Source organism: Thiocapsa sp. C2-2m (assembly GCF_041903745.1).
GTDB classification, from domain to species: domain Bacteria; phylum Pseudomonadota; class Gammaproteobacteria; order Chromatiales; family Chromatiaceae; genus Thiocapsa; species Thiocapsa roseilacustris.
The window spans coordinates 1-21,897 of sequence record NZ_JBBWVD010000024.1 but is presented as its reverse complement, the minus strand read 5'-3'; the positions used below and the strand labels follow the sequence as shown (position 1 = coordinate 21,897).

Below are 21,897 nucleotides of genomic sequence, written 5' to 3'. Positions count from 1 at the left end.
TATCGGATACAAGGGAGTGATCGCCGCCGCATTGCGGTCATCATCCAGGTTCACTTGCAGGATAAAGGCCGCCACCGTGTCCAGGGTAATACCTAATGCGCTCGCGGATAACGCAAACGAACCGGCACTTGGAAAAACTGCCCGGTGTTGTCGATTTTTCGTCGACATGAGACCGAGCCATTGAACAAGCTTTATCGGCGCCCTACCTGATGCAAAGCGAAGCTGAGGTTGTGACGGCTCCGCTGAGGTTTCCGAAGGAATCCTTACTTTCGGCGCACCCTATCACCAATCTCTATCAAGGGGATTTTTTTATGCAAACACGATTCAAGGCTCTCGTCGCATCCGCCTTACTCTGTCTAACCCCCGTGACTTTCGCCGGCTCGATTGTCGATGAGTTGATCGCCATCAACGATGTCGGTGGAGCCTACGAAGGGGAATTTGACTCTTTGATTACTGCCGTCATCGAGGCCGACCTCGTTGACACGCTGGCGACCATCGGTTCCGCAACGGTGTTCGCGCCAGACGATGCAGCGTTCGAGGCCCTGGGGTTGACACCCTTCGTCATCGAGCTTCTTCCTCCTCAATTGCTCAGCGCTATCCTTCTTTATCACGTCGTGCCCGAGACGTTGTTTGCGCAGGACCTGACCGCGAAGCGTGTCACCCCATTGACCATGGCAAACAGCGGTGACGCTCTGGTTACGAACTTTCGATCTGTGAAGATTAATCGCGCCAATGTGACTGCTGTCGATATCCAGGCCGACAACGGCGTTATTCACGTAATCGACGGAGTCCTGATCCCGGTCCTCAGTATCCAACCCCGTTAATCAACACTACAGGTGTTATGACTGGATAGAACGATCGCCCTCTTCGTCGTAATCTTCTTCACGGAAGCGATGAGTGCCGAACAAAGAGGGTGATCAGAGCAAATCAGAACTGGGTTTAATTTGATCTGAAGCGATTGCGCTTGTTGCGCAAATTCTCGCACGGCGGCGGTCACTTTCGCTTTGCGTGGATGCTCCCGCTATCGCTGCTCTCGACGTTGTCCGGTCCGGTAGAACTGGCTGGTATGCTGCAGTAGCTACGATCGACCGCCATGATGAGACGAGGTATGGTCGTCGAGCTTCGCGGCGTGACGAGCCGCCGGATGCGGTTGGTCATCAACACGGATGCATTCTAATTGTAGGGGTAAGCGTGTTGCGCACGGCGTCCAAATGTTCGTTGGACTGATCCGGCTCTCGGGACCGCCCCCCGAACTCTAGACCATATGCTTGCCTAGGGGAAAGATACCGCGTTCCGGGCTGCCCCGCCGGAAACCTCTCGCGGACGCCGTCTCAAACCGGTATCGTCTGGATCCCTGCCGATGGCCCCGAGAGCCTCCTCTAATGCGAGCATCCCTGTTGCTGTGTCTTCTTCTCTCCAGCCCGCTGGTGGCCAATGCCGAAGCCCCGGTCGTCGGTCCGGACATGAATGCCTACTATCATGGTGCCGATTCACACTCTCTGCATCTTCAGGTGCTTCAATAGGGGATAGAGGTGAGCGGGTCACGCCGATACCGGCGCAGACCTTCACCCGATCGACCCACGGAGGTTTCCATGAAGACGACGATGCGTAGATCCATTATGGCGGCGACGGTCGCGGCAGCCTTCGCCGCACCCTTGGCACTCGCCCAGCAACCCGCGCCGCCGCGCGGCCCCATGACCTTCCCGGCGTTCGATCTCGACGGGGACGGGATCGTGACCGAGCAGGAGCTCGACACGGCGCGGGCTCAACGGATGGCCGAGCGTGCCGCTCAGGGAGCGTCGATGCGGGGGGCGGCCAACGCCCCGGCCTTTTCGGACTTCGACCTGAACGGCGACGGGCGACTGACGCCGGAGGAGTTCGCAACGGTTCAGCAATCCCGAATGCAGGGACGGCCCGGCGGGGGTATGGGACCGGGCGGCGGCATGGGGCCCGGCGCCGGTATGGGACCAGGCGGAGGGATGGGCATGGGACCCGGCGCAGGCATGGGTCGAAACATGCCCGCCTTCGCCGAATTCGACTTGAACGGCGACGGCGCTTTGACCGAGCAGGAATTCTACGAGGCGCGGGCCAATCGCATCAAAGAGCGCTCGCAACAAGGCTATCCGATGCGAAACCTCGCGACCGCGCCGTCGTTCGAGGCGGTCGATCTGAACGGCGACGGGCGAATCACACCCGACGAATTCACAACCGCTCAAGCGCAGCATCACCAACAGCCGATGCGGGCGCCCTGAGTGACGATTCAGAAACAAGGGGAACACCTTGATGAACGGGTAGGATGGGTAGCGCGTCAGCGAAACCTATCCTCCAAACCGCCGCGTTGTCGGGTTTCGGTCCGAGGCCCTTGGCGCGGGCTTGAGCCCGACACAGTATGAAAATGACGCATTTCACTCTGGACGCGGTTTAGGTCATGCCGTTACCCAAATTTCCGAGATTCTCTTATTGAGATGTGGGTAAAGGAATGGGTTTAGGTCGGTCAAAGCGGCACGTTGCCTCGCACCGACGCCGATGAGAAGGGGCTCCATCAGGGCGACGGATTCCCCGCGATCTGCGGCTGGCTCCGCGTCGGCCCTAATGTCCGCTGGAATGTCCGCTTTCCGTTCCGGTGGTTTGGCCGTTGTTTCCTCATCCTATCATTGAGTTGGGGCATCTCGTACCGGCCGCGTGACCTCGGGGGTGTCCGGTTTGAAGGCCGCATCGCGGAGGGCTGGCGGCGGTACAACCCCGGAGGCTCATCGACCTGACCACTCCTCGAGGATGGCAACGATGTGCGGAATGGCCTCGGGCTCCCGGTCGCTCGGGAACAGGCGCGCGATCATCCCGCGATGCGATGCTTTTACGAGAACCGGCGGCGGAGCGCCGTGGATCCGCAGCGAGGCGAGGGGGACGACGCCGTCGCCCAGGCCCTCGCCGAGGCTCGACCACCAATCTTCGAGCACCTCGGCGAGATCGGTCGATCCGAGCTCGGCGGAGATGGCCTCGAGACTCGCGGCCATCGACTCGGGCGGCTCGGTGAGCAGACCGCCGATCAACCGGACGGGGACGGATTCGGGCCAAGGCCGTGTGTTCAGATCCTCCAGAAAGGCGCTGCCGGGACGTAGGTCGATCTTGGCCTCGCCGGTTCCGTCGCGCAGTCCGGCGAAGAGCGAGAAGCGCCGCTCCGGGCCCGCGGCCAAATGGTCGCGCAGCTCGAGCCAGATGCGCAGACGCGCCCATTCCGAGCCCTGATTGGGTGTGCCGACCAGGATAACGCCACGTACCGCCGCACCTTCGACCCGCGCGGGTGCGCCCGCCGGGTTCCGCCAGCGGGTGACGAAATCGCGGATAATCAGTCCGCCCATGCTGTGCCCAATCAAGACGACCGGCCGGTCGGGGGCAAGCTCGGGCCAATGTGCGGCGAGTAGATCGGTGCTTCGGTCGACCCCCTGGTCATTGGGGTAACGGAACTCCCAGACCTCGAAACCGGCAGAACCGAGCACGGGAATAAGGTCGTCCCAGATGTCGCCGGGCTCGTCGAGCCCGTGGACGAGCAGGACCCGCGGCAGGACGGGATCCGCCCAGTCCGGGACGACATGGATGCGCGGGACGAGTCCATGCCAGCCGTCCACCGGCGCCATCGCCTGCGGAAACCAGGCGTCGAGCCGGTCATGGACGAGCACCCGCAGGCGCCGCTCCTCGCGCGGATGCCCCTCGGCCCACCAGGTCCAGAGCGCGACCGCAAGCAGGAGTCCGATCGGGATCAGGAGCAGTATCAGACGACGGCGGAACCGCACGGATTTCACGTTCATGCCTTACCATCCTCCTATCGACATCACCGAACGAGACCCGTCGCAATGGACCAAGGTGTGAAGCGTTGTAATCAGATCTATGCCATCGACCGTTGGGGCGAGGGCTATTTCGGGATCAACCCTGCAGGGCATCTCTACGCGCGACCGGATCCGCAAGGCGCAACCGAGGTGGATTTTGCCCTGCTGGCCGAGCAGCTCGACGCGGAGGGCCTGTCGCTGCCGGTGCTGGTGCGCTTCAACGACATCCTGCGCCATCGCGTCGAGTCGCTTCACCAAGCCTTCGTGGATGCGAGCGCGGCGAGCGGTTACAGCGGTCGCTACCAACCCGTCTATCCGATCAAGGTCAACCAGCAGGCCGGCGTGGTGCGCGAGATCCTGCGCTCCGGTCACGCGGGCCTGGAGGCCGGCAGCAAGCCGGAGCTGATGGCGGTGCTGGCACTCTCGCCGCCCGACGGGCTGGTGGTCTGCAACGGCTACAAGGACCGCGAGTATATCCGGCTCGCCCTGATCGGCCGACGACTCGGGTTGCGCGTGCAGATTGTGATCGAGAAACCGTCCGAGGTGGGGCTCATCCTGGAGGAGGCCGAGCGGCTCGGGGTGGCACCCCTGCTCGGCGTGCGGGCACGGCTCGCCGCCGCGGCGGCGGGGAACTGGCAGAGCAGCGGCGGGGAGAAGGCCAAGTTCGGGCTCTCGGCCAATCAGATCCTGGACCTGGTCCGCACGCTCGAGTCCGCCGGGCGGCTGCACTGGCTCAATCTGCTGCATGCCCACCTGGGCTCGCAGATCCCGAATCTTCAGGACATCCGCTCCGGTGTCTCCGAGCTGGTGCGTTTCTATGCCGAGCTGCGCCGCCTGGGTGCGCCGATCGCCATTCTGGATGTCGGCGGCGGGCTGGGTGTCGACTACGAGGGGACCCGCACCCGCAACTACTGCTCGGTCAACTACAGCTTCGCGGGTTATGCGAGCGCCATCGTCGAGAGTGTCGCGGCCGAGTGTCGGCAACGGGGCCTGCCCGAGCCGGATCTGCTGAGCGAATCGGGTCGCGCGCTTACCGCGCATCATGCCGTCCTGATCACCAACGTGATCGATCGGGAAGAGGCCGGCGGCCAAGGGGTCCTGCCCAAGTCCGACGAGGGGGATTCGCTGCTCGATGCGCTGGCCGGACAGCTTTGCGCCGCGGACGAGGCGCCGCCCCAAGAGGTCTATTCGGAGTCACGCGAGCTGATGGCGGCCGCACGCGAGCGCTTTGCGGCGGATCGCCTCGACCTGACCGGACGGGCCCGCGCGGAGGAGCTCTTCTTTGCCATCTGCCGGCGACTGGCCGGGCGGCTGGACCCGGCGATCCGCCGCCACCGCGAGTTGGCGGACGAGGTCAACGCCCTACTGGCCGACAAGCTCTTCTGCAACTTCTCCCTGTTCCAGTCGATGCCGGACGTCTGGGCGCTCGATCAGATCTTTCCCATCGTGCCCATCCAGCGTCTCGACGAGCTGCCGGACGCACGGGCGATGGTGCATGATCTGACCTGCGACTCGGACGGCTGTATCGACCACTATGTCGACGAGGGGGGCGTGGAGGCGAGCCTGCCGGTGCATGCCGGTGCCGGCTCGGGGGCACCCTATCTGATCGGCTTCTTCATGGTCGGTGCCTATCAGGAGATCCTCGGCGACATCCACAACCTCTTCGGCGACACGGATGCCGTCAACGTCGAGCTGGATGCAAGCGCGCCGGGCGGCTATCGTTTGCGCGATGCCGAGCGCGGCGACTCCACCGACGAGCTGTTGAGCTATGTCCATTTCGAGCCGCGCACCCTGCTCGCGCACTATCGACGCAAGCTCGATGCCGCAGGTCTGGACCGGGCGACCCGCGAGCACTTCTTCGTCGAGCTCAAGGCCGGGCTCTACGGTTACACCTATCTGGGCAGCTGAACCATGCATGAGCTTTCCATCTGTCAGGCCCTGCTTGATCAGGTCGAGCGCATCGCCGTCGAGCACGGGGCCAGCGCCGTGGAGCGCATCCTGCTGCGGGTCGGCCCGCTCTCGGGTGTCGAGGGGCCTTTGCTACAGCACGCCTATCCGCTGGCCGCGGCGGGAACCATCGCGGAGAAGGCCGAGCTAGTGATCGAGACCGCCCCCGTGCGCGTGGCCTGCAACGACTGCGGCGCGGAGACCGACGCCACCCCGAACCGGCTATTGTGCGGGGACTGCGGCAGCTACAAGACGCGCTTGGTGAGCGGGGACGAGCTGTTGTTGGCAAACCTGGAGCTGACCATCCCGGACTAAACCGCGTTTTTGCGTTCACCCGGAGCCTTTGGCGCGGAATTTGGCCTCGCATGAATCCAAAATGCCGGCGCGACGCGGTTTAGGAAAAAAGGAGAATTTTCTAAAATGCGTCACCACTGAGGTCTTGGATGGGTACCGAGGCAAGCCCCGACCGATAAGCGTGCATAACATGCCTGACGCGTTTTAGAAGCGTACACTCGGAATGATGCGCTCGCCCGGAGCGGCGATGCGCGACGAATCCGGAGTCGACCTCGCGATGTCGAGATCCGAATGCCCCGGCCCCACCTGGTCCCCTAGAGGCCAGGGAGGGCGGTGTCTATGGAGCCATCACTCATGTGCGATACCTGCGGCTGCAATATCACCCCCGGCAACGAGCATCTGGTCCGGGCAGACGGCAAACACGCCAAGACCGCCGACGGCCGTGCGGCGGTTACCGTTCTCCAAGCCCTACTCTCGGAGAACGATCACGAGGCGGCCCACAATCGGGAGCATTTCGATCGTCATCAGGTGCTGGCGTTGAATCTCATGTCCTCGCCCGGTGCCGGGAAGACCAGCCTACTGGAACGGACCATCGACGCCCTAGCGGGTCAGGTGCGCATCGCCGTCATCGAGGGCGATCTCGAGACCGAGAACGACGCCGAGCGCATTCGCGCCAAGGGCGTCCCGGCTGTGCAGATCTCCACCGGCAGCGCCTGCCATCTGGATGCCCACATGGTGCACGACGCCCTGCATCGCCTTGATCTCAACGAGGTCGACATCCTCTTCATCGAGAACGTCGGCAACCTGGTCTGCCCGGCCAGCTTCGATCTCGGGCAGCACCGCAACGTCACGCTGCTGTCGGTCCCGGAAGGCGACGACAAACCCGCGAAATACCCGGTCATGTTCCGGGCTGCCGACCTGGTGCTTTGCACCAAGTCGGATCTGCTCACCGTCCTGCCCGAATTCTCGGTCGAGCGTGCCGAGCACCATCTGCGCCAGCTTGCCAGCGTGGTGCCGTTCGAGTCGGTCTCCACGCGCGGCGAGGGGGACATCGAGCCTTGGCTCCACTGGCTGACCGACGAGCTCGCGGCCCAACGCGCGCGGCTTGAGCTCGGGCGTACCATTCGCCCCTCGGTCCAGCCCGACGGGGCTCGGCTGCATGGTCATGCGGCAGACGGGCACACTCATGATCACCATAGCCATGGCCACGCGCATCAGCACGACCATGAGCACGACCACGCTCATCATCACCACACGCACGCCCATGAGCAGGACTGAGCCTATTGCGACGCCTTGCCGTTGGGTGTAATTAGTGGCCGGGTCGCCGTCGAAAGACCGCGACTCGCGAAGATTTCCGAATGCGCGACACGAGAGAAATCACACCAACCCCGGAGGAACCCCGATGCCGATCAAACCGATTAGGACCCTGTCTGCCGTGTCACTCGCCGCCCTGGCTGCGCTGACCGTCTACGCCCCCGTCAGCCAAGCCTTCAACTTCGGGAATATGATGAATCCAGGCCGCTGGATGGGCGGCGATCGTTACGACGACTACGACGAAGGCTATTACGGCGGCCCCTACGGCGCCCCAGGTTTTGGATACCCCTATGGCGGTTACGCACCGGGATACGGCGCGCCCGGATATGCGGCCCCCGGTTACGGGGCGCCTGCCCCGGGCTATGCCGCACCCGGCTACCCGGTCGCTCCCGCCGCAGCCCCCGGATTCGCGCCTGCTCCGGTCCAGGCGCCTGCCGCGGGTGCGGCACCGGTCGACAGCGCCGAGGTCAAGGCCCTCAAGCGGCGCGTCGAGGAGCTCGAGGCGGCACAGCAGCAGCGGTCCGCTCCACCGCCGGCACCGCCTGCAGGTGATTGGCCGTCCGCACCGGCCTTCCGCCCGATGAACCAATACTGACGCACCGGCGATTCGACGCCTTGTCGGTCATCACCCCGCCGTCCGGCGGGGTTTTGCCGCTCGCGCAGGACGCGGTTTCGGTCCGCGATCGGCGTTGCGAGACGGCACATCAAGAGGGGATTCAGACGCATGTTCAAACTCAAGCGCAGCCTCGCCGGACTGCTGTTGGCCGGCGGGCTCCTGTCCCAAGCCGCCTTCGGTGGCGGCTATGCCGTCTACACCAGTGACTCCGAGTTCGCAGATGTGCTCGAAGGGCTCAAGATGGCGATCCAAGAACGCGGCATGTACATCAACAACGTGATGAACATGGGCGAGATGCTCGAACGCACCGGCAAGGATCTCGGCACGGATACGCCGCTTTACGGCGCGGCGGAGTCCATCGAGTTCTGCAGTGCCGTGCTGTCGCGCGAGATGAGCACCGAGAATCCGGCCCATGTGGTGAATTGCCCCTTCATCATTGCCGTCTACACCTTGCCCGAGGAGACCGGGACGACCTATGTCGCCCACCGTGAGATCCCGGCCGATCAGGTCGAATCCAGCCCGGCGATGGCCAAGGTCGCGGACATGCTCAAGGCGATCTCGGAGGCCGCCGTCTCCTGGTAGATGGTGTAGGATGACGGCCGTCGGATCGTCTGCCGGAACGCACGCCCTGGACATCCTCCTCCGCTACTTCCCGCGCGCTCTCCATGTCCTGCGCACGGAGGGCGTCGCCGTCCTGCTGCGCAAGCTCAAGCGTCGCCTCGGCACCACGCCGCTGCGTGTCGCCGACCCGCCGCGTCTGCTCGCGCTCGCCGAGCCCTTCGAGCCGGTCGACCTGACGCCGCGCGGTGCGCCGCTGGTCTCGGTGGTGATCCCGGTCCACAACCAGTTCAGCTATACCCATCACTGTCTCGCCGCGCTGGCTCGCGTCGGCGCCGAACGGCCCTTCGAGGCGATCGTCGTGGACGATTGCTCGAGCGACGGGACTGCCGAGCGTCTCGCGCGTTACCCCGGTCTGCGCCTGATCCGAAACCCAGAGAATCTGGGCTTCGTCGGATCCTGCAATCGCGGGGCCGAGGCAGGGCAGGGTGCCTATCTGGTCTTTCTGAACAACGACACCCAGGTCCAACCCGGCTGGCTGGACGCGCTCATTGACACCTTCGAGGACGCGCCCGACGCCGGGATCGTCGGCAGCCGCCTTCTCTATCCGGACGGTCGGCAGCAGGAGGCCGGCGCCATCCTCTTTGCCGACGGCACGGCCTGGAACTACGGCCATCTCGACGCCCCGGGCAAGCCCCAATACAGCTATCGACGCGCCGTCGACTATTGCTCGGGCGCAGCTCTCGCCATCGAGACCGCGCTATTCAGGCGTCTCGGCGGCTTCGACAGCGCATTCGCACCCGCCTATTACGAGGATGCCGATCTGGCCTTTCGCGTGCGTGCGGCCTGGCGCGCGGTCTACTACCAGCCGCTGTCCCGTGTCCTGCACTTCGAGGGGATCAGCGCCGGGCGCGACGAGCAGACCCAGACGGGTTTGAAGCGCTATCAGCGGATCAATGCCGAGACCTTCCGGAAGCGTTGGGCCGAGGTCTTGGCCGGCTTCGGCCAGCGCGGCGAGGATTTGGAGCGGGCGAAGGAGCGTGGTGTGCGACGCCGCGTCCTGGTGGTCGACAACTACATGGTCACCCCGGATCGCGAGTCTGGCTCGGTGCGGATGATCAACCTGTTCCGTATCCTGCAAGGGCTCGGCTTCAAGGTGACCTTTGCCGCTGCAAATCTGGAGGCACCCCAGCCCTATGTCGCCGACCTGCAACGTATCGGTGTCGAGGTGCTCTACCGGCCCTACGTGCGCCGCATCCGCGATCATCTAGCCAGTCACGGCACCGATTACGACCTGGTGATTCTCAGCCGTGCCGATGCGGCGGCGGCCACACTCGACGCCGCCCGGACCCATTGCACCAAGGCACGCATCGTCTTCGATACGGTCGATCTGCACTTCCTGCGCGAGCGGCGACTCGCGCAGCTCCAAGGTAATCGCGCGACCCTTCGCGTCGCCGAGCGGCGCAAGGCGCAGGAGCTGGACCTCATGCGCCGCGCCGATCTGACCTTCGTGGTGAGCGAGGCCGAGCGCAACATCCTGGCTGTGGAGGCGCCGGATGTCCGGGTCCATGTCGTTTCGAACATCCACCGCGTCTTCGGCTCGGCCACGCCCTTCGAGGCGCGGCGCGGCATCTTCTTCATCGGTTCCTTCGCACACCCGCCGAACACCGACGCCGTCATCTTTCTCTGTCGCGAGATCATGCCCTTGCTGCGCCAGCGAATTCCGGACATCCGGCTCAGCGTCATCGGGGCGGATCCGCCGCGCGAGGTCCTCGCCTGCTCCGGGCCGGACATCGAGATCGCCGGGCATGTCCCGGATGTCGAGCCCCTCTTCGCCGGGTGCCGAGTCTCGGTCGCGCCCCTGCGCTACGGCGCGGGTGTGAAGGGCAAGATCAACCAGAGCCTCGCCCACGGGCTTCCGGTCGTTGCGACCCGCGTCGCCGCGGAGGGCATGCACCTAGTCGACGGCGAATCGGTCCTGATCGCGGACGATGCGCCGGCCTTCGCCGAGGCGGTTGCGCGGCTCGACCGGGATCCGGTGCTCTGGCAGCGTCTCTCCGACGGAGGCATCCGGGTGATGGAGACCCATTTCGGCTTCGCCGCCGCCGAGCAGGCGCTGCGCGAGGCGCTCGATCTGGAGCTCGACGCGTGAGCACGGACGCATCAGTCCCTGTCGTCGGCGTGATCGTGGTCAACTACAACGCCGGCGATCTGCTGACCGAGTGTGTCGGCGCGGTGCTCGGATCGGAGATGCCGGTCGAGGTCGTCGTGAGCGACAACGGGTCGGACGACGGGAGTCTCGAGCAACTGCGCGCGCTGTTCGGCACGGATCCGCGCCTACGCATCCTCGAGAACCAGGCCAATCTGGGCTTCGCCGCGGCCAACAATCGCGCCTTGCCGCTCGCCCGGGCCGCTCGCCTGCTGTTCCTGAATCCAGACTGTCTGGTCGGCCCCGACACCCTGGGGCGGATGCTCGCCGTCATGGACAGCCGCCCGGATGTCGGCATGGCCGGCTGCATCGTGCGCAACCCGGACGGGAGCGAGCAGGTCGCCAGCCGCCGCGCGATTCCGGACCCCTGGATCGCGCTCAAACGCATCCTGCGGCTCGATCGGCTCCTGCCCAATCGGGGCGGACGCCGTCTGAACCTTCATCACGAGCCGCTGCCCGCCGAGCCGATCGAGGTCGAGGCGATCTCGGGATCCTTCATGCTGGTGAGCCGACCCGCGCTCGATGCGGTCGGGCCGCTCGATGAGGGCTATTTCCTGCACTGCGAGGATCTCGACTGGTTCGTGCGGTTTCGACAGGCCGGTTGGACGATCGCGCTCGTCCCGGATGTCAGCGTCATCCATCATAAGGGCGCCTGCAGCCGACGCAGCCCCCTGCTGGTCGAACGCCACAAACATCGCGGGATGGAGCGCTTTTATCGCAAGTTCCAAGCTCGGGAGTATCCCATGCTCTTCAATGGGTTGGTCATCTTCGGCATCCGGGCCCATTTTTGGAGCCGGGTCCTCGTCGACACCCTAAGCCGGATGTTCGGTCGGTCCAGATCGGGGAAGGCGGAGTGATCATGGATCGAGACGCATACCCCCCGCTCGGATCGATCCTGGTGACCGGGGCGACCGGCAAGGTGGGCCGACGGCTGGTCGCGGAGCTGCTGCGGACCGGCCAGCGGGTGGCGATCGTCACGCGATCCTCGGATGCGGCGCAAACACTCTGGCCGGGGCCGGGGCCGGGGCCGGAGATCCGCGCCGCGGACCTGATCGACCCGTCAAGCCTCGGATCGGTCTGCGACGGCATCGACACCCTGTTGCACCTCGCGAGCTATTCGCCGCGTCCGGACGAGCCGGACATCTACGAGGCGCCCTCCCACTGGCCGGTGACCGCCGAGGGCACCGCCAATCTGATGGCCTGCGTCGAGCAGTCGGGGATTCAACGCGTCATCTATCTCAGCAGCATCAAGGCAATGGGCGATCGAGCCGGCGCGCTCGGGCGACCTGCCGACGAATCGGTTGTCCCGGCGCCGGACAGCCTCTACGGTCGCGCCAAACTGGCCGCCGAGCGCAGCGTCCTGGAGCTTGGAAGGGCGACCGGTCGACATACCGCGGTTCTGCGCCTTCCCATGGTCTACGGGCTCGGGGACAGCGGCAACATCGCCCGCATGGTCAAGGCGGTCGCCGCGGGGCGCTTCCCGCCTTGGCCTCGGATCGAGAATCACCGTGCCGCGATCCATGTTGAGGACGCCGTCGCCGCCGCGATCCTGGTGGCCGGCCATCCCGAGACGGCCGGCGAGGTCTACCTGGTCACCGACGGCCGGGACTATTCCACCCGCTGGCTCTACGAGCAGAGCCTCATCGCACTCGGCCGGCCCGTGCCGCGCTGGACCATCCCGGTGCCGGTCCTACGCCTCGCAGCCGGCATCGGCACGGTGGGCGAACGCCTGACCGGGCGACGCATGCCGCTGACCTTGGACGGGCTCGGCAAGCTCATGGGTGATGCTTGGTTCTCCTCGGCCAAGCTGGAGCGCGTTCTGGGCTTTCGACCTCGACTGACGCTGGAGACCGAGATCCCTCGCTTGGTCGAGACTCTGCGCCATCGTAACGTGTCAGAAATCAGTTGATCGCCGAATCTAATCATTGTCGTTGTCGTTCTCGATTACGATTACGATTACAACAACGACAACCCTAGCAAAAGCCGGCCGTCGGGTCGGCTGAAGAGGACGACTGCAAGTCGTCTATCCCAGGCGGCCGTCCGGCCCGCAAGGAAGACCGCGGTTTCAGGCGGGATCGGCCGCCGTTTCGGGCATCACCTGTTCGAAGACCTGGGCCACCGCACGATCGGTGAGCGGATCGGAGCTAAGCACCCGCGCCGTTCCCTTGCGCAGATGTCCGGCAAGGCTGGTGGTCGCCAAGGTCAGGGCGTTGTCGCCCTGCCGGTTGGTAAAGAGATAAACGCCTCGGTATTTGCTGACCCACCCGAGACGCAGAGTCTTGCGGGTGCCTCGGAAGCTCTGAAACTCCACCCAATCGCCGACCTCGAGTGATCTGGCGAGCGCCGAGTACTCATCCTCGTGCGCTGCTCCGTCGCTTGCAGCCTTTGCGTATTCGCCCCCTCCGGGCTCATCGTCGAAGGCAAGGTCGGACGTCGCCACCGACGCCTCCGGCGCAACCTCCGTGGAAGAGGTCGCGAGGGCATCCTGGTCCGATGCCTGGTCGGGAGGGGGCTCCTTATGCAGTGCACCCATGTGGAGGCGGATGAGGCGATCGAAGAAGGGATCCCAGGCCTCTTCGAGATGGACCGTCTCGAGGCCGCGACGTAACCGCTTGAGCAGGTCGGGCAGCGCCGTCAGAAGCCGGTTGCGCTCCTCGGCCGTGTCTTTCGGCTGCACGCTCCAGATGAGGTCGTCCATGGTGGCGAGCGCTTCCTGCCACTGCACTCCGGCGTCGCCGATGCGAATGAAGACATCGTTGAGCACCCGACGCCAGAACCGATCGAAGAACGCCGAGACCAGGACGGGTAAGGTGCCTGCGTCGCCGATTCGAGCAGCCAGCTCCCGATCGACACGCGAGGTGACGATTTCTTGGCGATCGCGCTGCTCGAGCTGATCGAAGACCCGCTGCGACTTGCTGTGTGCGTGCTCCTCCTCCTCGCGTAGAAACTCTTCCAGCTTGTGGGTCTGCACTGCGAAGACGTTGAGGTCCGAATCGAATCCATCGACGACCGCGTCGACGATGTCGCGGATCTTATCGACCATTCGCGGCTCGTCCTTCTCGTTGCGCCCGATCCCGGAGCTGGCGACCACGTCGAGCAACCGCCGCGCGGGATGCCGGCGGTCGGAGAAAAACGACTTGTCGACAAGCGCGACCTTAAGCACCGGAATCTGGAGCTTTGCGAGCTCCGCACGGACGGTTGCCGAGAGCTCGGGGTCGTTGAAGATGGCATCGAACAGCCGCGCAACGATGTCGATGGTCATGGCATCGAGCGGTCGGGACCACATCATCATTGGCGTCGCGCGAATCTGCTGGAGGACGTTGCCGCGCCGCGGATCGATTTCGGTGGACCGCAGTGCCGGGATCTGGCGGAAGTCGGTATACCCGCGTTGGAGCCCGTTCAAGGCATCGATGAGCTGGGCAAGACCGATCACGGGTCCGTCGGTCGAGGCCGCATTACCGCCCTTCGGGGGGGCACTTGCCGAAACCGGTCCGCGCACGACACGTCCGCGACTCGCGGTCTGAATCGCCCGCGCCAACTGTCCGAACACGTCGTCGCTCAGCAGGCGCTGCGGACGCTCGAAGCCGACCTGAGGCGCCGCTTGAGTCTGCTGCCCGTCGTGGCAGCCCTCCGACTGACCGGACAAGACAAGGTCTTCGGACGGCTCGAATCCGGCCCATCCCGATATCCCGCTGACCAGACCCTCGCCGTGATCGAGCGTCTCGCTGCGGGGAGCCGATAGTGGTCCAGCAAGCGGGATGGTCGGGAGCACGCCGGATTGGACAAGAAAACGATTCAGATCCGCGTAGACGCCGGGAAGCTCGACCGAGGTCTGACGCTCGAACTCGTGCAGGAGGATCAGGGCGAGCTGCTCGCGCACATCCATGTCGTTCAGGGCTTGGAGCATGGCGCTGAAGAGGGTGCGCGGATACAGCGGATTGTCGTCCTGACTGATCCGCGGCACGCGCAGCAGCACCGCGAGACGGCGGTCGAGCGCCGTGAGCTGCTGCGAGCAGTTGCATGCCGCACGGGCAGAGAGTTTGCCGATGGCCAGATCACGCTCGAAGTCGTCGGTATCCACGAGACGCAGCTCGTCGGTCTCGTGCGACACCGTCGCGGTCTCCTTGGACCGCAAGGCCGCGACGCTTGCATCGAAACAGGCGATGTAGGCACTGCGGAACTGCTGCAGGAGCTGCTGCCCGCGGTTGTCGAGGAAACCCATCGCCGAGAAGTAGAGCTGCTGTTGCTCCATGCTGGTGGCGCGGTCGGCCATGCCGAGAAAATCCTCGCTCGCGCCGCCGAGATGCTGAGCGAAAACGGTCGCCAAACCGTGCGCAAGCCGATCGCGACAGCCGGTCAACAGAGCGGCCGCATCCGTCGGCGCCAGCCCGCCGACGACGTCCGGCGTCTCGGGCGGAGGGGATGCGGTGGTGGAGGTGTCGGCCATGGATACAGTGCTCGAATGTTCAGCCGCACCGTCGCGGCGTCTGAGGCATCCTTTGCCGCCATCAACCCCCGAGATGCCGTGGACTCGGCACGATCACGGCAGCCAAGCCTCAAGCGCTGTGCGGGGTCGACCTGATGTCAAGTATAGGGCAGGTCCGAAACCGGTGCCGCGGGTCGAGGCGGATGCTTCCGGCCACCGACGAATCTCTCTTTGCCCGTGTCGTTCACCAGAGAGCTGAAGGACGGTTGCGACCACGTCATGGTCGACCTGAAAACAGGCCTTTGCCTCTTGTGACAAGAAGTAGGACTGCATGCGAGGCGATCATTAATGGTATCGACACTGGACAATCAAGATTGTCCTCCCATGGGGGCTCGCAAGGCGGAGTAGCTAATGTTCTTACCCTCGAACTCGGCGGCGAATCCGGCACCGTGATCGGACAGCACCTTGGCCGCTGCACGCGGCTGGATCTCCGCAATCAGGTCCGACATCCCCTCGTCATCCGATGAGGCGGCGTCCTTGATCAGGTCAAAGGTTCTTTCGATGGCCCAGGCATAGGGGTCTTGCGCCTCGCCGGGGATCGGCAGCGGGATTTGTGCCGGCTCAGCGACCGGCGGAGGTAGCTCAAGCTCGAAACCGAACGAGCCTTGGGCAGTGTCGAGGATCAGCAAAGAGCGACTTGCACCCGGGAGTCGACCGCGGCCCTTGAGCCCTTCCGATGTTAGGCTGGCCGCCATCGTATTGGTTGCCTCGATGAATGCCTTGAGTGCCGCGGCGGCAAAGCCGGCAGCGATCGAACCTGTACCCTCGACCGGCGCACCGCGGAGGGTTATGGGCAGCGCCTTGGCCAAGGCGCTGGCCTCGAGCACGGCAAGCCGCGCTTGGGCTTGCCTCGGGCGCTCCTCGAATCCGATGCGCTCGATGATTCGGTCTTCCGACAGATTGCCGAGGAGTCCTTCGAGTGTCGTGACTTCGGACCGCAGGAGCTCGCGTTCTTTTAAACCGACTCGTATCCGGACCAAGTGACATTCCTGCTTGGCCCGCCCTGATCCCCTTGGCGAGTGTCGAGAATGGCCCGGCGAATGCGCCCTGGCATGTCCTGATCGAGGCGAACAATTTCCATGCCATGCAGGCCCTGCATTCTCTCTACGCCGGTCAGGTGGATTGAATCTACATCGACCCACCGTACAACACCGGTGCCCGCGACTGGAAATACAACAACAACTACGTGGATGGCAATGACGCCTGGCGGCACTCCAAGTGGCGCGCCTTCATGGAGCGGCGACTTCGTCTGGCGAAGTGGTTGTTGAAGCCGGATACGGGTGTCTTGATCGTCACCATCGACGAGCCTGAGGTCCACCATCTGGGGATGCTCTTGGAGCAAACCTATCCGGAGGCATCACGTCAGCTGGTCACTATCGTGATCAACCAAAAGGGGGGGCAGGGTCGGCTGTCCCGTTCCGAGGAGTACGCGACGACGGCACGGCGCTGCAGGGCGACTATCTCACCGGCATGCGGGTGGAGCGAGAGCGCCAGCGGCGATTCGTCCAGATCGGCTTCATCGACCCGAGCGCCATGGATACACCGGCCAAGAAGAAGCAACTGGTCGCTCTGATCGAGGGTCTGCCCCAGACCCTGGTCACGGACCCCTGTCCCTTCATCGTCTCCGAGAACCATTCTGCGACCCTACTCTTCGACGAGGCTGCGGCCGAGGATTGGCTCGCTGCGCTCGAAGGCCAGGACCAGATCCGCGAGTTCTACATCCTGACACCCATCAAGAAGCGGTTCGATACCTTGAAGGCGGACGCAGCCGAGGTACCGGGTCCACTCCTGGTCATGGAGGACGAGAAGCGGCCGCTTGCGGACGGCTTTCCAGTCAACCTGGCCTATTTCCGCTTGGATTTTCTCGATAGGGACCGGGTCGCCCTGAGGCGGGCCTTCCGGGAGATCCTGCCGGTCCTCTGGCTCAAGTCCGGCGTGATCGGCCCACGTCCGGAATTGCCGAGAGAGGCCCCGGAGCCGCCGCTGTTCGTGGAGGGGGCCAGCCATGAAGGTCAAGCTCTTCGACTTCCAGCTCCTGACCCGGCAGGGCGACGGGCGTACCTGGCCGATCTGGGCGACCCTCTCGATCGTGCCGGATGCGTTGCTCAACGACGTGCATCTCTTCGTTCCCTATTTCGACGAGGCTGCGGTCAAGGTCGTGGTTGATGACCTGCGCAACGTCGAGGACGTGCCGCCGTCCGAGACCGGCTCGGCCCGCGAGCTGGTCATCCTGACCCGACGGCCGGGACTGGATGCGGTCTTCGAGGCCATTGGCGCGCTGGTGACCTCTCGGGTCAACGCGGCCCGTGCCCAGAGTCACCTGCGTCGTTACCACGCGCTGGCTCGGGGCTGACCCTCGACCGCATTGACGCGGAGGTGTGGAATGTCGCCAAGTCCGAGATCCTCGATTGGATGGGCACCGAGCTGGCTGGCCTGAAGGCGTCCGGTGCCTTCGCCTTGGCCGAGGTGTCGATCACGGGGGTGAGGATCGCAACCATGGAGGTCGAGCACGGAACAGGTTTGTCGGCGCCGGGCGGTGAGTACGAGATCGAGGCATCGGCAGTCGACATCGACCGCCAGTTCGAGGGGGCCGTCGGGCTGGCGCGTTTCGTCGAACGCCATGGGCATCTGTTCGGGCGGATCCAATTGATCCGCCGCCGGCATGCGCCGGCGGGCGGGGACGCATTCTTCCGTCTTGAGATCAACCGGACAGCGATGCAGAAAAAGCTGCTGTTGGTGACGACCAATCCGCAGCTCGACGCCTTGTTTGCTGCGGAAGCGATCAGCGTCGGCTCGAGTGGCGGGTAGCCAGTAGCAGTCCAGGGCGCGCTACTTCTCCTTCGCGTACGGCCAGGCGACAACGCCGCCTTCCATGACCTTCACGTTGTGCCAGCCGTAGGCGTTAAGGATGGCTGCGCCTTCGTAGCCGCGGAGCGAGATTTTGCAGTAGAGGATGATCTCCCTGGATTTGTCTTGCGGCAGCTCGCCCAATCGATCGCGCAGTGCACCGAGCGGGATCAGGGTCTCGCCGATGCCCAGGCGCGTCTCCTCGAACTCCAGAGGGCTACGGGTATCCAGGATATAGCAGTCGGCGCCGGTGTCGACGCGCTGTTTGACCTCGCTCGCCGTGAGCCCCTGCATCCGACCCTGGAGCTTGTTGTCCATGACCTGGGCCGAGCTGATGACATGATCGATGGCGAGCGAGTAGGGAGGGGCATAGGGCAGGTCCGCGTTGACCATGTCGTCGACGGTCAGCGTGCCGCGGATCGCCATGGCGACGACCGCCACACGCTTGCTGACATCGCCGGGACCGATGCATTGAAAGCCGAGGATACGGCCGGTCTTGCGATCCGCGACCAGCTTGCTGATCAGTAGCTTGCCGCTCATGTAGCCGGGGATGTCGAGCCCGGAGATGATCGCCGTCTCGATATCGTCGAAACCCGCCTCGCGCGCATTCTTGGCCGAGAGTCCGGTAAAGCCGACCGTGTAGTCGAAGATCTTGCAGATGCCGGTCTGGATGATGCCGGGGAAGCGGGCGCTGCCTTCCTTTACCAGATTCTGACCGGCGACGCGTCCCTGTAGATTGGCGAGGTCGCCATAGGGCGCGCGCACCGCTTTGCCGCTGACCAGCGAGGTGCACTCCACGCAGTCGCCGACGGCGTAAACATCCGGGTCGGATGTCTGCATGTATTCGTTGACCCGGATGCCCCCGACCGAGCCGATCTCGATCCCGGCGGCTTGCGCGAGCGTGACATTGGGTCTGACCCCGACGGCGATGACTGCGACCTCGCAGGGCAGCTCGGTGCCGTTGTCGAGCTTGACGCCGATGAGCTTGCCGTTGTCGCCGAGAAGCTCGGCAACGCCGTTGCCGACGATGATGTCCGGGCCGTGCGCGCGGACGTGGTTCTCGACCAGCTTCGACAGGTCGGGATCAAGAAAGGGCAGAATCTGCCGGGTCTTTTCGATCACGGTCGTGTGAATGCCGGCGAGCCGCAGGGCCTCGCAGACCTCGAAACCGATCAGACCGCCGCCGACGACCACGGCCTTGGTCGTCTTCTTATCGTCGCGTACCGCCCGCAGGGCGTCGGCATCGGCCATCGAATGCAGGGTCGTAACACCCTTGAGCTCGATGCCCGGCACGGAGGGGCGCAGCGGCGTTGCGCCCGTTGCGATGACCAGTCGATCGTAAGGGATGGTGTGCACCTCGCCGGTCGGTAGATCCCGATAGGTGACGGTTTTGGCGACCCGGTCGATTTCGGTCGCCTCGGTCCGCACCAGGGCTTGGATGCGTTTGGCCTTGCCGTAAAAAGCCGGATCCCGGACGATGCCCGCCGGTGTGCAGACGAGCATGTTGCGGTCGTCGAAGGTTCCGCCGACATAGTAGGGGAAGCCGCAGGACGCCATAGACAGATCCGGCTCGCGCTGAATCAGGGTGATCTCGGCATGCTCGTCCATCCGGCGGGCCTTGGCGGCGGCCTTGGGACCGGCGGCTGAGCCGCCGATGACGACGATACGCAGGGGTTGCGACGACATAAATCAGGTCTCTCGGTTGAGCGAACGAGTAAGGATGCGCTGCCGGCCGGATGCACGATCGCGTGAGGTCTCGGAGTGGTTTGGTCGAACGGTTTCGGCCGAGCGGTTCAACACGGGAAGTGTGATCCATTCGTCTGCCGTCGGAATTGCGGATCCGCAACAAACGGCGAGGTAAGACTGATCCGGGTCAAGCCCCGGCAAGATGAAGGCTTGCGAGAATCAGTCGGTCGATCCCGCATCCCAACCGGCCCTTTCGATTGCGCGACGGAGTGGACTTGGCATCTCTTTACGCGGCCATGACCGTCTCCGGCCTGGCCCAAGGTCACCTCAAGGTCTGGCTGTGGACGCTCTTGGTGGTCGCCGTCTAGGTGCAGGTCGGGATCTGGGCAACCGCAGGCCTGGTCGATTTCGTCCAGCGCCAGCGCAGCAAAAAAAGAGCAGCTAGACCCCTCGGCCGTTACGGGTTACGGCCTTCTGTAGTTCTTTCTGCGGGTCGGCGTGTGGATCGTCGTGGTGGTCTCGATCATGGCTCACTTCGAGTATCCGATCGCCGGTCTCATCGGTGCGCTGGGTGTCGGCGGGATCGCCGTGGCCTTCGCGGTGCAGAACATCCTCTCCGACGTCTTCCATTCCATGGTCATCATCCTGGCCAAACCTTTCAAGGTGGGTGACTTCTCGATCGTGCCCACTTCGCCGCCTACGGTGATTTTTCGCTGGACTTCGAGGTGGTTTACTATGGCATCGGTGCCGATCTCACGCTCTAGATGGACATCCAACAGGCCATCAACCTTGCGATCTATCGCAAGTTCCAGGAGGAAGGCATCCGTTTCGCCTATCCGACCCAGGAGCTGATCGTGCGCCGGCCCTCGGGCGCGCTCGGCGGGGCGTCGGCTTGAGCTCGGGGGGCTTGCGCTTACTTGCCTTAGTCGGCGTGCTCTGCGCCGCTGCGGCTGTCCAGTCCGGAGTTGGCCGGCCCGGAGACGACCAGCCCACAGTTGATCACCCCAGAGTTGATCACCCCAGAGTTGATCAACCTGGATTCGAGCGCCCGAGCCCCGCAACGGGATCGGCAGACCCCAACGGAGTCGACAGCATGATCGAGCGCGCGTCCATCGACGATATCGAAATCGCCTACCGTATCTTCGGGCCGTCCCGAGATGGCGTCCCCGTGCTCATGATCATGGGTTACGGTGGGCTGATGGAGATGTGGCCTCCGATGATCGTCGAGACGCTGGCCCGGAAGCGCCCTGTAATCGTCTTCGACAATCGCGGCATGGGTTACAGCACCTCCTCGGAACAGGACTATTCGATCACGCGTTTTGCGGCCGATTCCCATGCCCTGCTGCAGGCGCTGGATATCGACCGCGCCCACGTCCTGGGCTGGTCCATGGGATCCTATATCGCGCAGGAGCTCGCGCTGACGCATCCGGAGAGTGTCGAGCAGCTCGTCCTCTTGTCCGCATCCTGCGGCGGCACGGACGCGATCTGGCCCGACGAGGCGGTCTGGCGGAGGCTGGTGGACCTGTCCGGGACGCTCGAGGAGCGCATCCGGCGGATGTTCGAGAACCTCTTCCCGGCCGACTGGTTGCGGGAGACCCCGGACCCGATGCAGGTCTTTCCGCCGATCACGGCACCGATCGACGATGCGAATCTGCTGCGCCAGGCCGACACACTCCGGGCCTGGCCCGGCGTCTGCCCAAGACTGTCCGAGATCGCTGCCCCGACCCTGCTGATGACCGGTACCGAGGATGTCGTCATCCCGCCGCGCAATGCCTGGATCATCGCCGAGCGCATCGCCGGCGCCTCCGTGATTCAGATCAAGGGCGGCGGACACGGGTTTTTCTATCAGTCGCCCGAGCTGACAGCCCGCTATCTTGCCGCCTTCCTCGACAAGGAACGGGTAAGCCCGCACCCCGGCGGATTTTGAGGCGATTTCCGCGCATACGTACCACGACCACGCATGGCTGCAGTGTAGGGGCGAATAAATTCGCCCCTACACTGCTACGCCCCTGCAGGTCTTCCAGGCATCCGCAGCTTCGACACGGCCGTTCTCTTTCCGATAATCACCCGAACCCCGCACCCCGCACCCCCCCCCCCCCAACCCCAAACCACAACC

The 21,897-nt window shown here is 64.4% G+C and carries 21 protein-coding genes; 17 read left to right on the top strand and 4 right to left on the bottom strand.

The genetic code is table 11. The features are described 5' to 3' along the window. Positions 1-209: 209 nt before the first annotated feature. From AADX97_RS18215 to AADX97_RS18205, 3 genes are all read left to right on the top strand, one after another. Positions 210-824 (top strand): fasciclin domain-containing protein, encoded by a 615-nt coding sequence (locus AADX97_RS18215; RefSeq protein WP_374235119.1) that lies wholly within the window; start codon positions 210-212, stop codon positions 822-824. A 558-nt stretch (positions 825-1,382) separates the two neighbouring features. Beyond that, positions 1,383-1,523 (top strand): hypothetical protein, encoded by a 141-nt coding sequence (locus AADX97_RS18210; protein ID WP_374235121.1) that lies wholly within the window; start codon positions 1,383-1,385, stop codon positions 1,521-1,523. 81 nt (positions 1,524-1,604) lie between these two features. Beyond that, entirely contained in the window at positions 1,605-2,252 is a 648-nt protein-coding gene (locus AADX97_RS18205; RefSeq protein ID WP_374235122.1) for an EF-hand domain-containing protein, read from the top strand. 498 nt (positions 2,253-2,750) lie between these two features. Here the strand turns inward: AADX97_RS18205 and AADX97_RS18200 are convergent, their stop codons facing one another. Next, positions 2,751-3,806 (bottom strand): esterase/lipase family protein, encoded by a 1,056-nt coding sequence (locus AADX97_RS18200; protein ID WP_374235123.1) that lies wholly within the window; start codon positions 3,804-3,806, stop codon positions 2,751-2,753. 45 nt (positions 3,807-3,851) lie between these two features. Here AADX97_RS18200 and speA point away from each other — a divergent pair, with 45 nt between their 5' ends. The 8 genes from speA to AADX97_RS18160 all read left to right on the top strand — a co-directional run bounded on the left by speA (position 3,852) and on the right by AADX97_RS18160 (position 12,671). Beyond that, positions 3,852-5,732, top strand: a complete 1,881-nt coding sequence (gene speA / locus AADX97_RS18195) for a biosynthetic arginine decarboxylase (RefSeq protein WP_374235125.1) — start codon at positions 3,852-3,854, stop codon at positions 5,730-5,732. A 3-nt stretch (positions 5,733-5,735) separates the two neighbouring features. After that, a complete protein-coding gene (locus tag AADX97_RS18190; protein ID WP_374235127.1) occupies positions 5,736-6,086 on the top strand; it encodes a hydrogenase maturation nickel metallochaperone HypA in 351 nt (116 codons plus the stop codon). 333 nt (positions 6,087-6,419) lie between these two features. Continuing rightward, positions 6,420-7,343, top strand: coding sequence for a hydrogenase nickel incorporation protein HypB (gene hypB, locus AADX97_RS18185; RefSeq protein ID WP_374235156.1), 924 nt, complete (start codon positions 6,420-6,422; stop codon positions 7,341-7,343). Positions 7,344-7,500: 157 nt separating this feature from the next. Further along, complete coding sequence (locus AADX97_RS18180) at positions 7,501-7,974, top strand: hypothetical protein (protein WP_374235128.1); 474 nt, start codon at positions 7,501-7,503, stop codon at positions 7,972-7,974. Between the two features lie 129 nt (positions 7,975-8,103). Continuing rightward, entirely contained in the window at positions 8,104-8,577 is a 474-nt protein-coding gene (locus AADX97_RS18175; RefSeq protein WP_374235130.1) for a DUF302 domain-containing protein, read from the top strand. Positions 8,578-8,587: 10 nt separating this feature from the next. Continuing rightward, positions 8,588-10,705, top strand: a complete 2,118-nt coding sequence (locus AADX97_RS18170; RefSeq protein WP_374235131.1) for a glycosyltransferase — start codon at positions 8,588-8,590, stop codon at positions 10,703-10,705. Next, positions 10,702-11,619: a glycosyltransferase family 2 protein gene (locus tag AADX97_RS18165; RefSeq protein WP_374235133.1), complete on the top strand. Its 918-nt coding sequence runs from the start codon at positions 10,702-10,704 to the stop codon at positions 11,617-11,619. The genes AADX97_RS18170 and AADX97_RS18165 overlap by 4 nt, the downstream gene beginning before the upstream one ends. Before the next feature lie 2 nt (positions 11,620-11,621). Beyond that, on the top strand, positions 11,622-12,671 hold the full coding sequence (locus tag AADX97_RS18160; protein WP_374235134.1) for an NAD-dependent epimerase/dehydratase family protein: 1,050 nt from the start codon (positions 11,622-11,624) through the stop codon (positions 12,669-12,671). Positions 12,672-12,827: 156 nt separating this feature from the next. Here the strand turns inward: AADX97_RS18160 and AADX97_RS18155 are convergent, their stop codons facing one another. Together AADX97_RS18155 and AADX97_RS18150 are read right to left on the bottom strand one after the other, a co-directional pair. Next, positions 12,828-15,209: a DUF1631 domain-containing protein gene (locus tag AADX97_RS18155; RefSeq protein ID WP_374235135.1), complete on the bottom strand. Its 2,382-nt coding sequence runs from the start codon at positions 15,207-15,209 to the stop codon at positions 12,828-12,830. A 347-nt stretch (positions 15,210-15,556) separates the two neighbouring features. Continuing rightward, positions 15,557-16,228, bottom strand: coding sequence for a hypothetical protein (locus AADX97_RS18150; RefSeq protein ID WP_374235137.1), 672 nt, complete (start codon positions 16,226-16,228; stop codon positions 15,557-15,559). A gap of 146 nt (positions 16,229-16,374) precedes the next feature. Here AADX97_RS18150 and AADX97_RS18145 point away from each other — a divergent pair, with 146 nt between their 5' ends. From AADX97_RS18145 to AADX97_RS18130, 4 genes are read left to right on the top strand one after another with little or no spacing between them, the layout of a single operon-like run. Beyond that, entirely contained in the window at positions 16,375-16,821 is a 447-nt protein-coding gene (locus tag AADX97_RS18145; protein ID WP_374238930.1) for a DNA methyltransferase, read from the top strand. Further along, the gene (locus tag AADX97_RS18140) at positions 16,719-17,414 is read left to right on the top strand and encodes a hypothetical protein (protein ID WP_374235139.1); all 696 of its coding nucleotides are present in this window, start codon (positions 16,719-16,721) and stop codon (positions 17,412-17,414) included. The genes AADX97_RS18145 and AADX97_RS18140 overlap by 103 nt, the downstream gene beginning before the upstream one ends. Continuing rightward, the gene (locus tag AADX97_RS18135) at positions 17,407-17,601 is read left to right on the top strand and encodes a hypothetical protein (protein ID WP_374239311.1); all 195 of its coding nucleotides are present in this window, start codon (positions 17,407-17,409) and stop codon (positions 17,599-17,601) included. The genes AADX97_RS18140 and AADX97_RS18135 overlap by 8 nt, the downstream gene beginning before the upstream one ends. A 23-nt stretch (positions 17,602-17,624) precedes the next feature. Next, positions 17,625-18,056, top strand: a complete 432-nt coding sequence (locus AADX97_RS18130) for a hypothetical protein (RefSeq protein WP_374235143.1) — start codon at positions 17,625-17,627, stop codon at positions 18,054-18,056. 21 nt (positions 18,057-18,077) lie between these two features. On the opposite strand, the gene AADX97_RS18125 is transcribed toward AADX97_RS18130, so the two are convergent. Further along, the gene (locus AADX97_RS18125) at positions 18,078-19,781 is read right to left on the bottom strand and encodes an FAD-dependent oxidoreductase (RefSeq protein WP_374235145.1); all 1,704 of its coding nucleotides are present in this window, start codon (positions 19,779-19,781) and stop codon (positions 18,078-18,080) included. A 764-nt stretch (positions 19,782-20,545) separates the two neighbouring features. Between AADX97_RS18125 and AADX97_RS18120 the strand changes: the two genes are divergently transcribed. Further along, positions 20,546-20,677, top strand: a complete 132-nt coding sequence (locus AADX97_RS18120) for a hypothetical protein (RefSeq protein ID WP_374235158.1) — start codon at positions 20,546-20,548, stop codon at positions 20,675-20,677. Positions 20,678-20,874: 197 nt separating this feature from the next. After that, positions 20,875-21,708: an alpha/beta fold hydrolase gene (locus tag AADX97_RS18115; protein ID WP_374235146.1), complete on the top strand. Its 834-nt coding sequence runs from the start codon at positions 20,875-20,877 to the stop codon at positions 21,706-21,708. Positions 21,709-21,897 lie beyond the last annotated feature (189 nt).

Excerpts from the sequence above, each read along its gene's own strand:
- AADX97_RS18215 (WP_374235119.1), top strand. The coding sequence starts at position 210 with ATGCAAAGCGAAGCTGAGGTTGTGACGGCTCCGCTGAGGTTTCCGAAG.
- AADX97_RS18210 (WP_374235121.1), top strand. The coding sequence starts at position 1,383 with ATGCGAGCATCCCTGTTGCTGTGTCTTCTTCTCTCCAGCCCGCTGGTG.
- AADX97_RS18205 (WP_374235122.1), top strand. The coding sequence starts at position 1,605 with ATGCGTAGATCCATTATGGCGGCGACGGTCGCGGCAGCCTTCGCCGCA.
- AADX97_RS18200 (WP_374235123.1), bottom strand. The coding sequence starts at position 3,806 with ATGAACGTGAAATCCGTGCGGTTCCGCCGTCGTCTGATACTGCTCCTG.
- speA (WP_374235125.1), top strand. The coding sequence starts at position 3,852 with ATGGACCAAGGTGTGAAGCGTTGTAATCAGATCTATGCCATCGACCGT.
- AADX97_RS18190 (WP_374235127.1), top strand. The coding sequence starts at position 5,736 with ATGCATGAGCTTTCCATCTGTCAGGCCCTGCTTGATCAGGTCGAGCGC.
- hypB (WP_374235156.1), top strand. The coding sequence starts at position 6,420 with ATGTGCGATACCTGCGGCTGCAATATCACCCCCGGCAACGAGCATCTG.
- AADX97_RS18175 (WP_374235130.1), top strand. The coding sequence starts at position 8,104 with ATGTTCAAACTCAAGCGCAGCCTCGCCGGACTGCTGTTGGCCGGCGGG.
- AADX97_RS18170 (WP_374235131.1), top strand. The coding sequence starts at position 8,588 with ATGACGGCCGTCGGATCGTCTGCCGGAACGCACGCCCTGGACATCCTC.
- AADX97_RS18160 (WP_374235134.1), top strand. The coding sequence starts at position 11,622 with ATGGATCGAGACGCATACCCCCCGCTCGGATCGATCCTGGTGACCGGG.
- AADX97_RS18155 (WP_374235135.1), bottom strand. The coding sequence starts at position 15,209 with ATGGCCGACACCTCCACCACCGCATCCCCTCCGCCCGAGACGCCGGAC.
- AADX97_RS18140 (WP_374235139.1), top strand. The coding sequence starts at position 16,719 with ATGCGGGTGGAGCGAGAGCGCCAGCGGCGATTCGTCCAGATCGGCTTC.
- AADX97_RS18125 (WP_374235145.1), bottom strand. The coding sequence starts at position 19,781 with ATGTCGTCGCAACCCCTGCGTATCGTCGTCATCGGCGGCTCAGCCGCC.
- AADX97_RS18120 (WP_374235158.1), top strand. The coding sequence starts at position 20,546 with ATGGACATCCAACAGGCCATCAACCTTGCGATCTATCGCAAGTTCCAG.
- AADX97_RS18115 (WP_374235146.1), top strand. The coding sequence starts at position 20,875 with ATGATCGAGCGCGCGTCCATCGACGATATCGAAATCGCCTACCGTATC.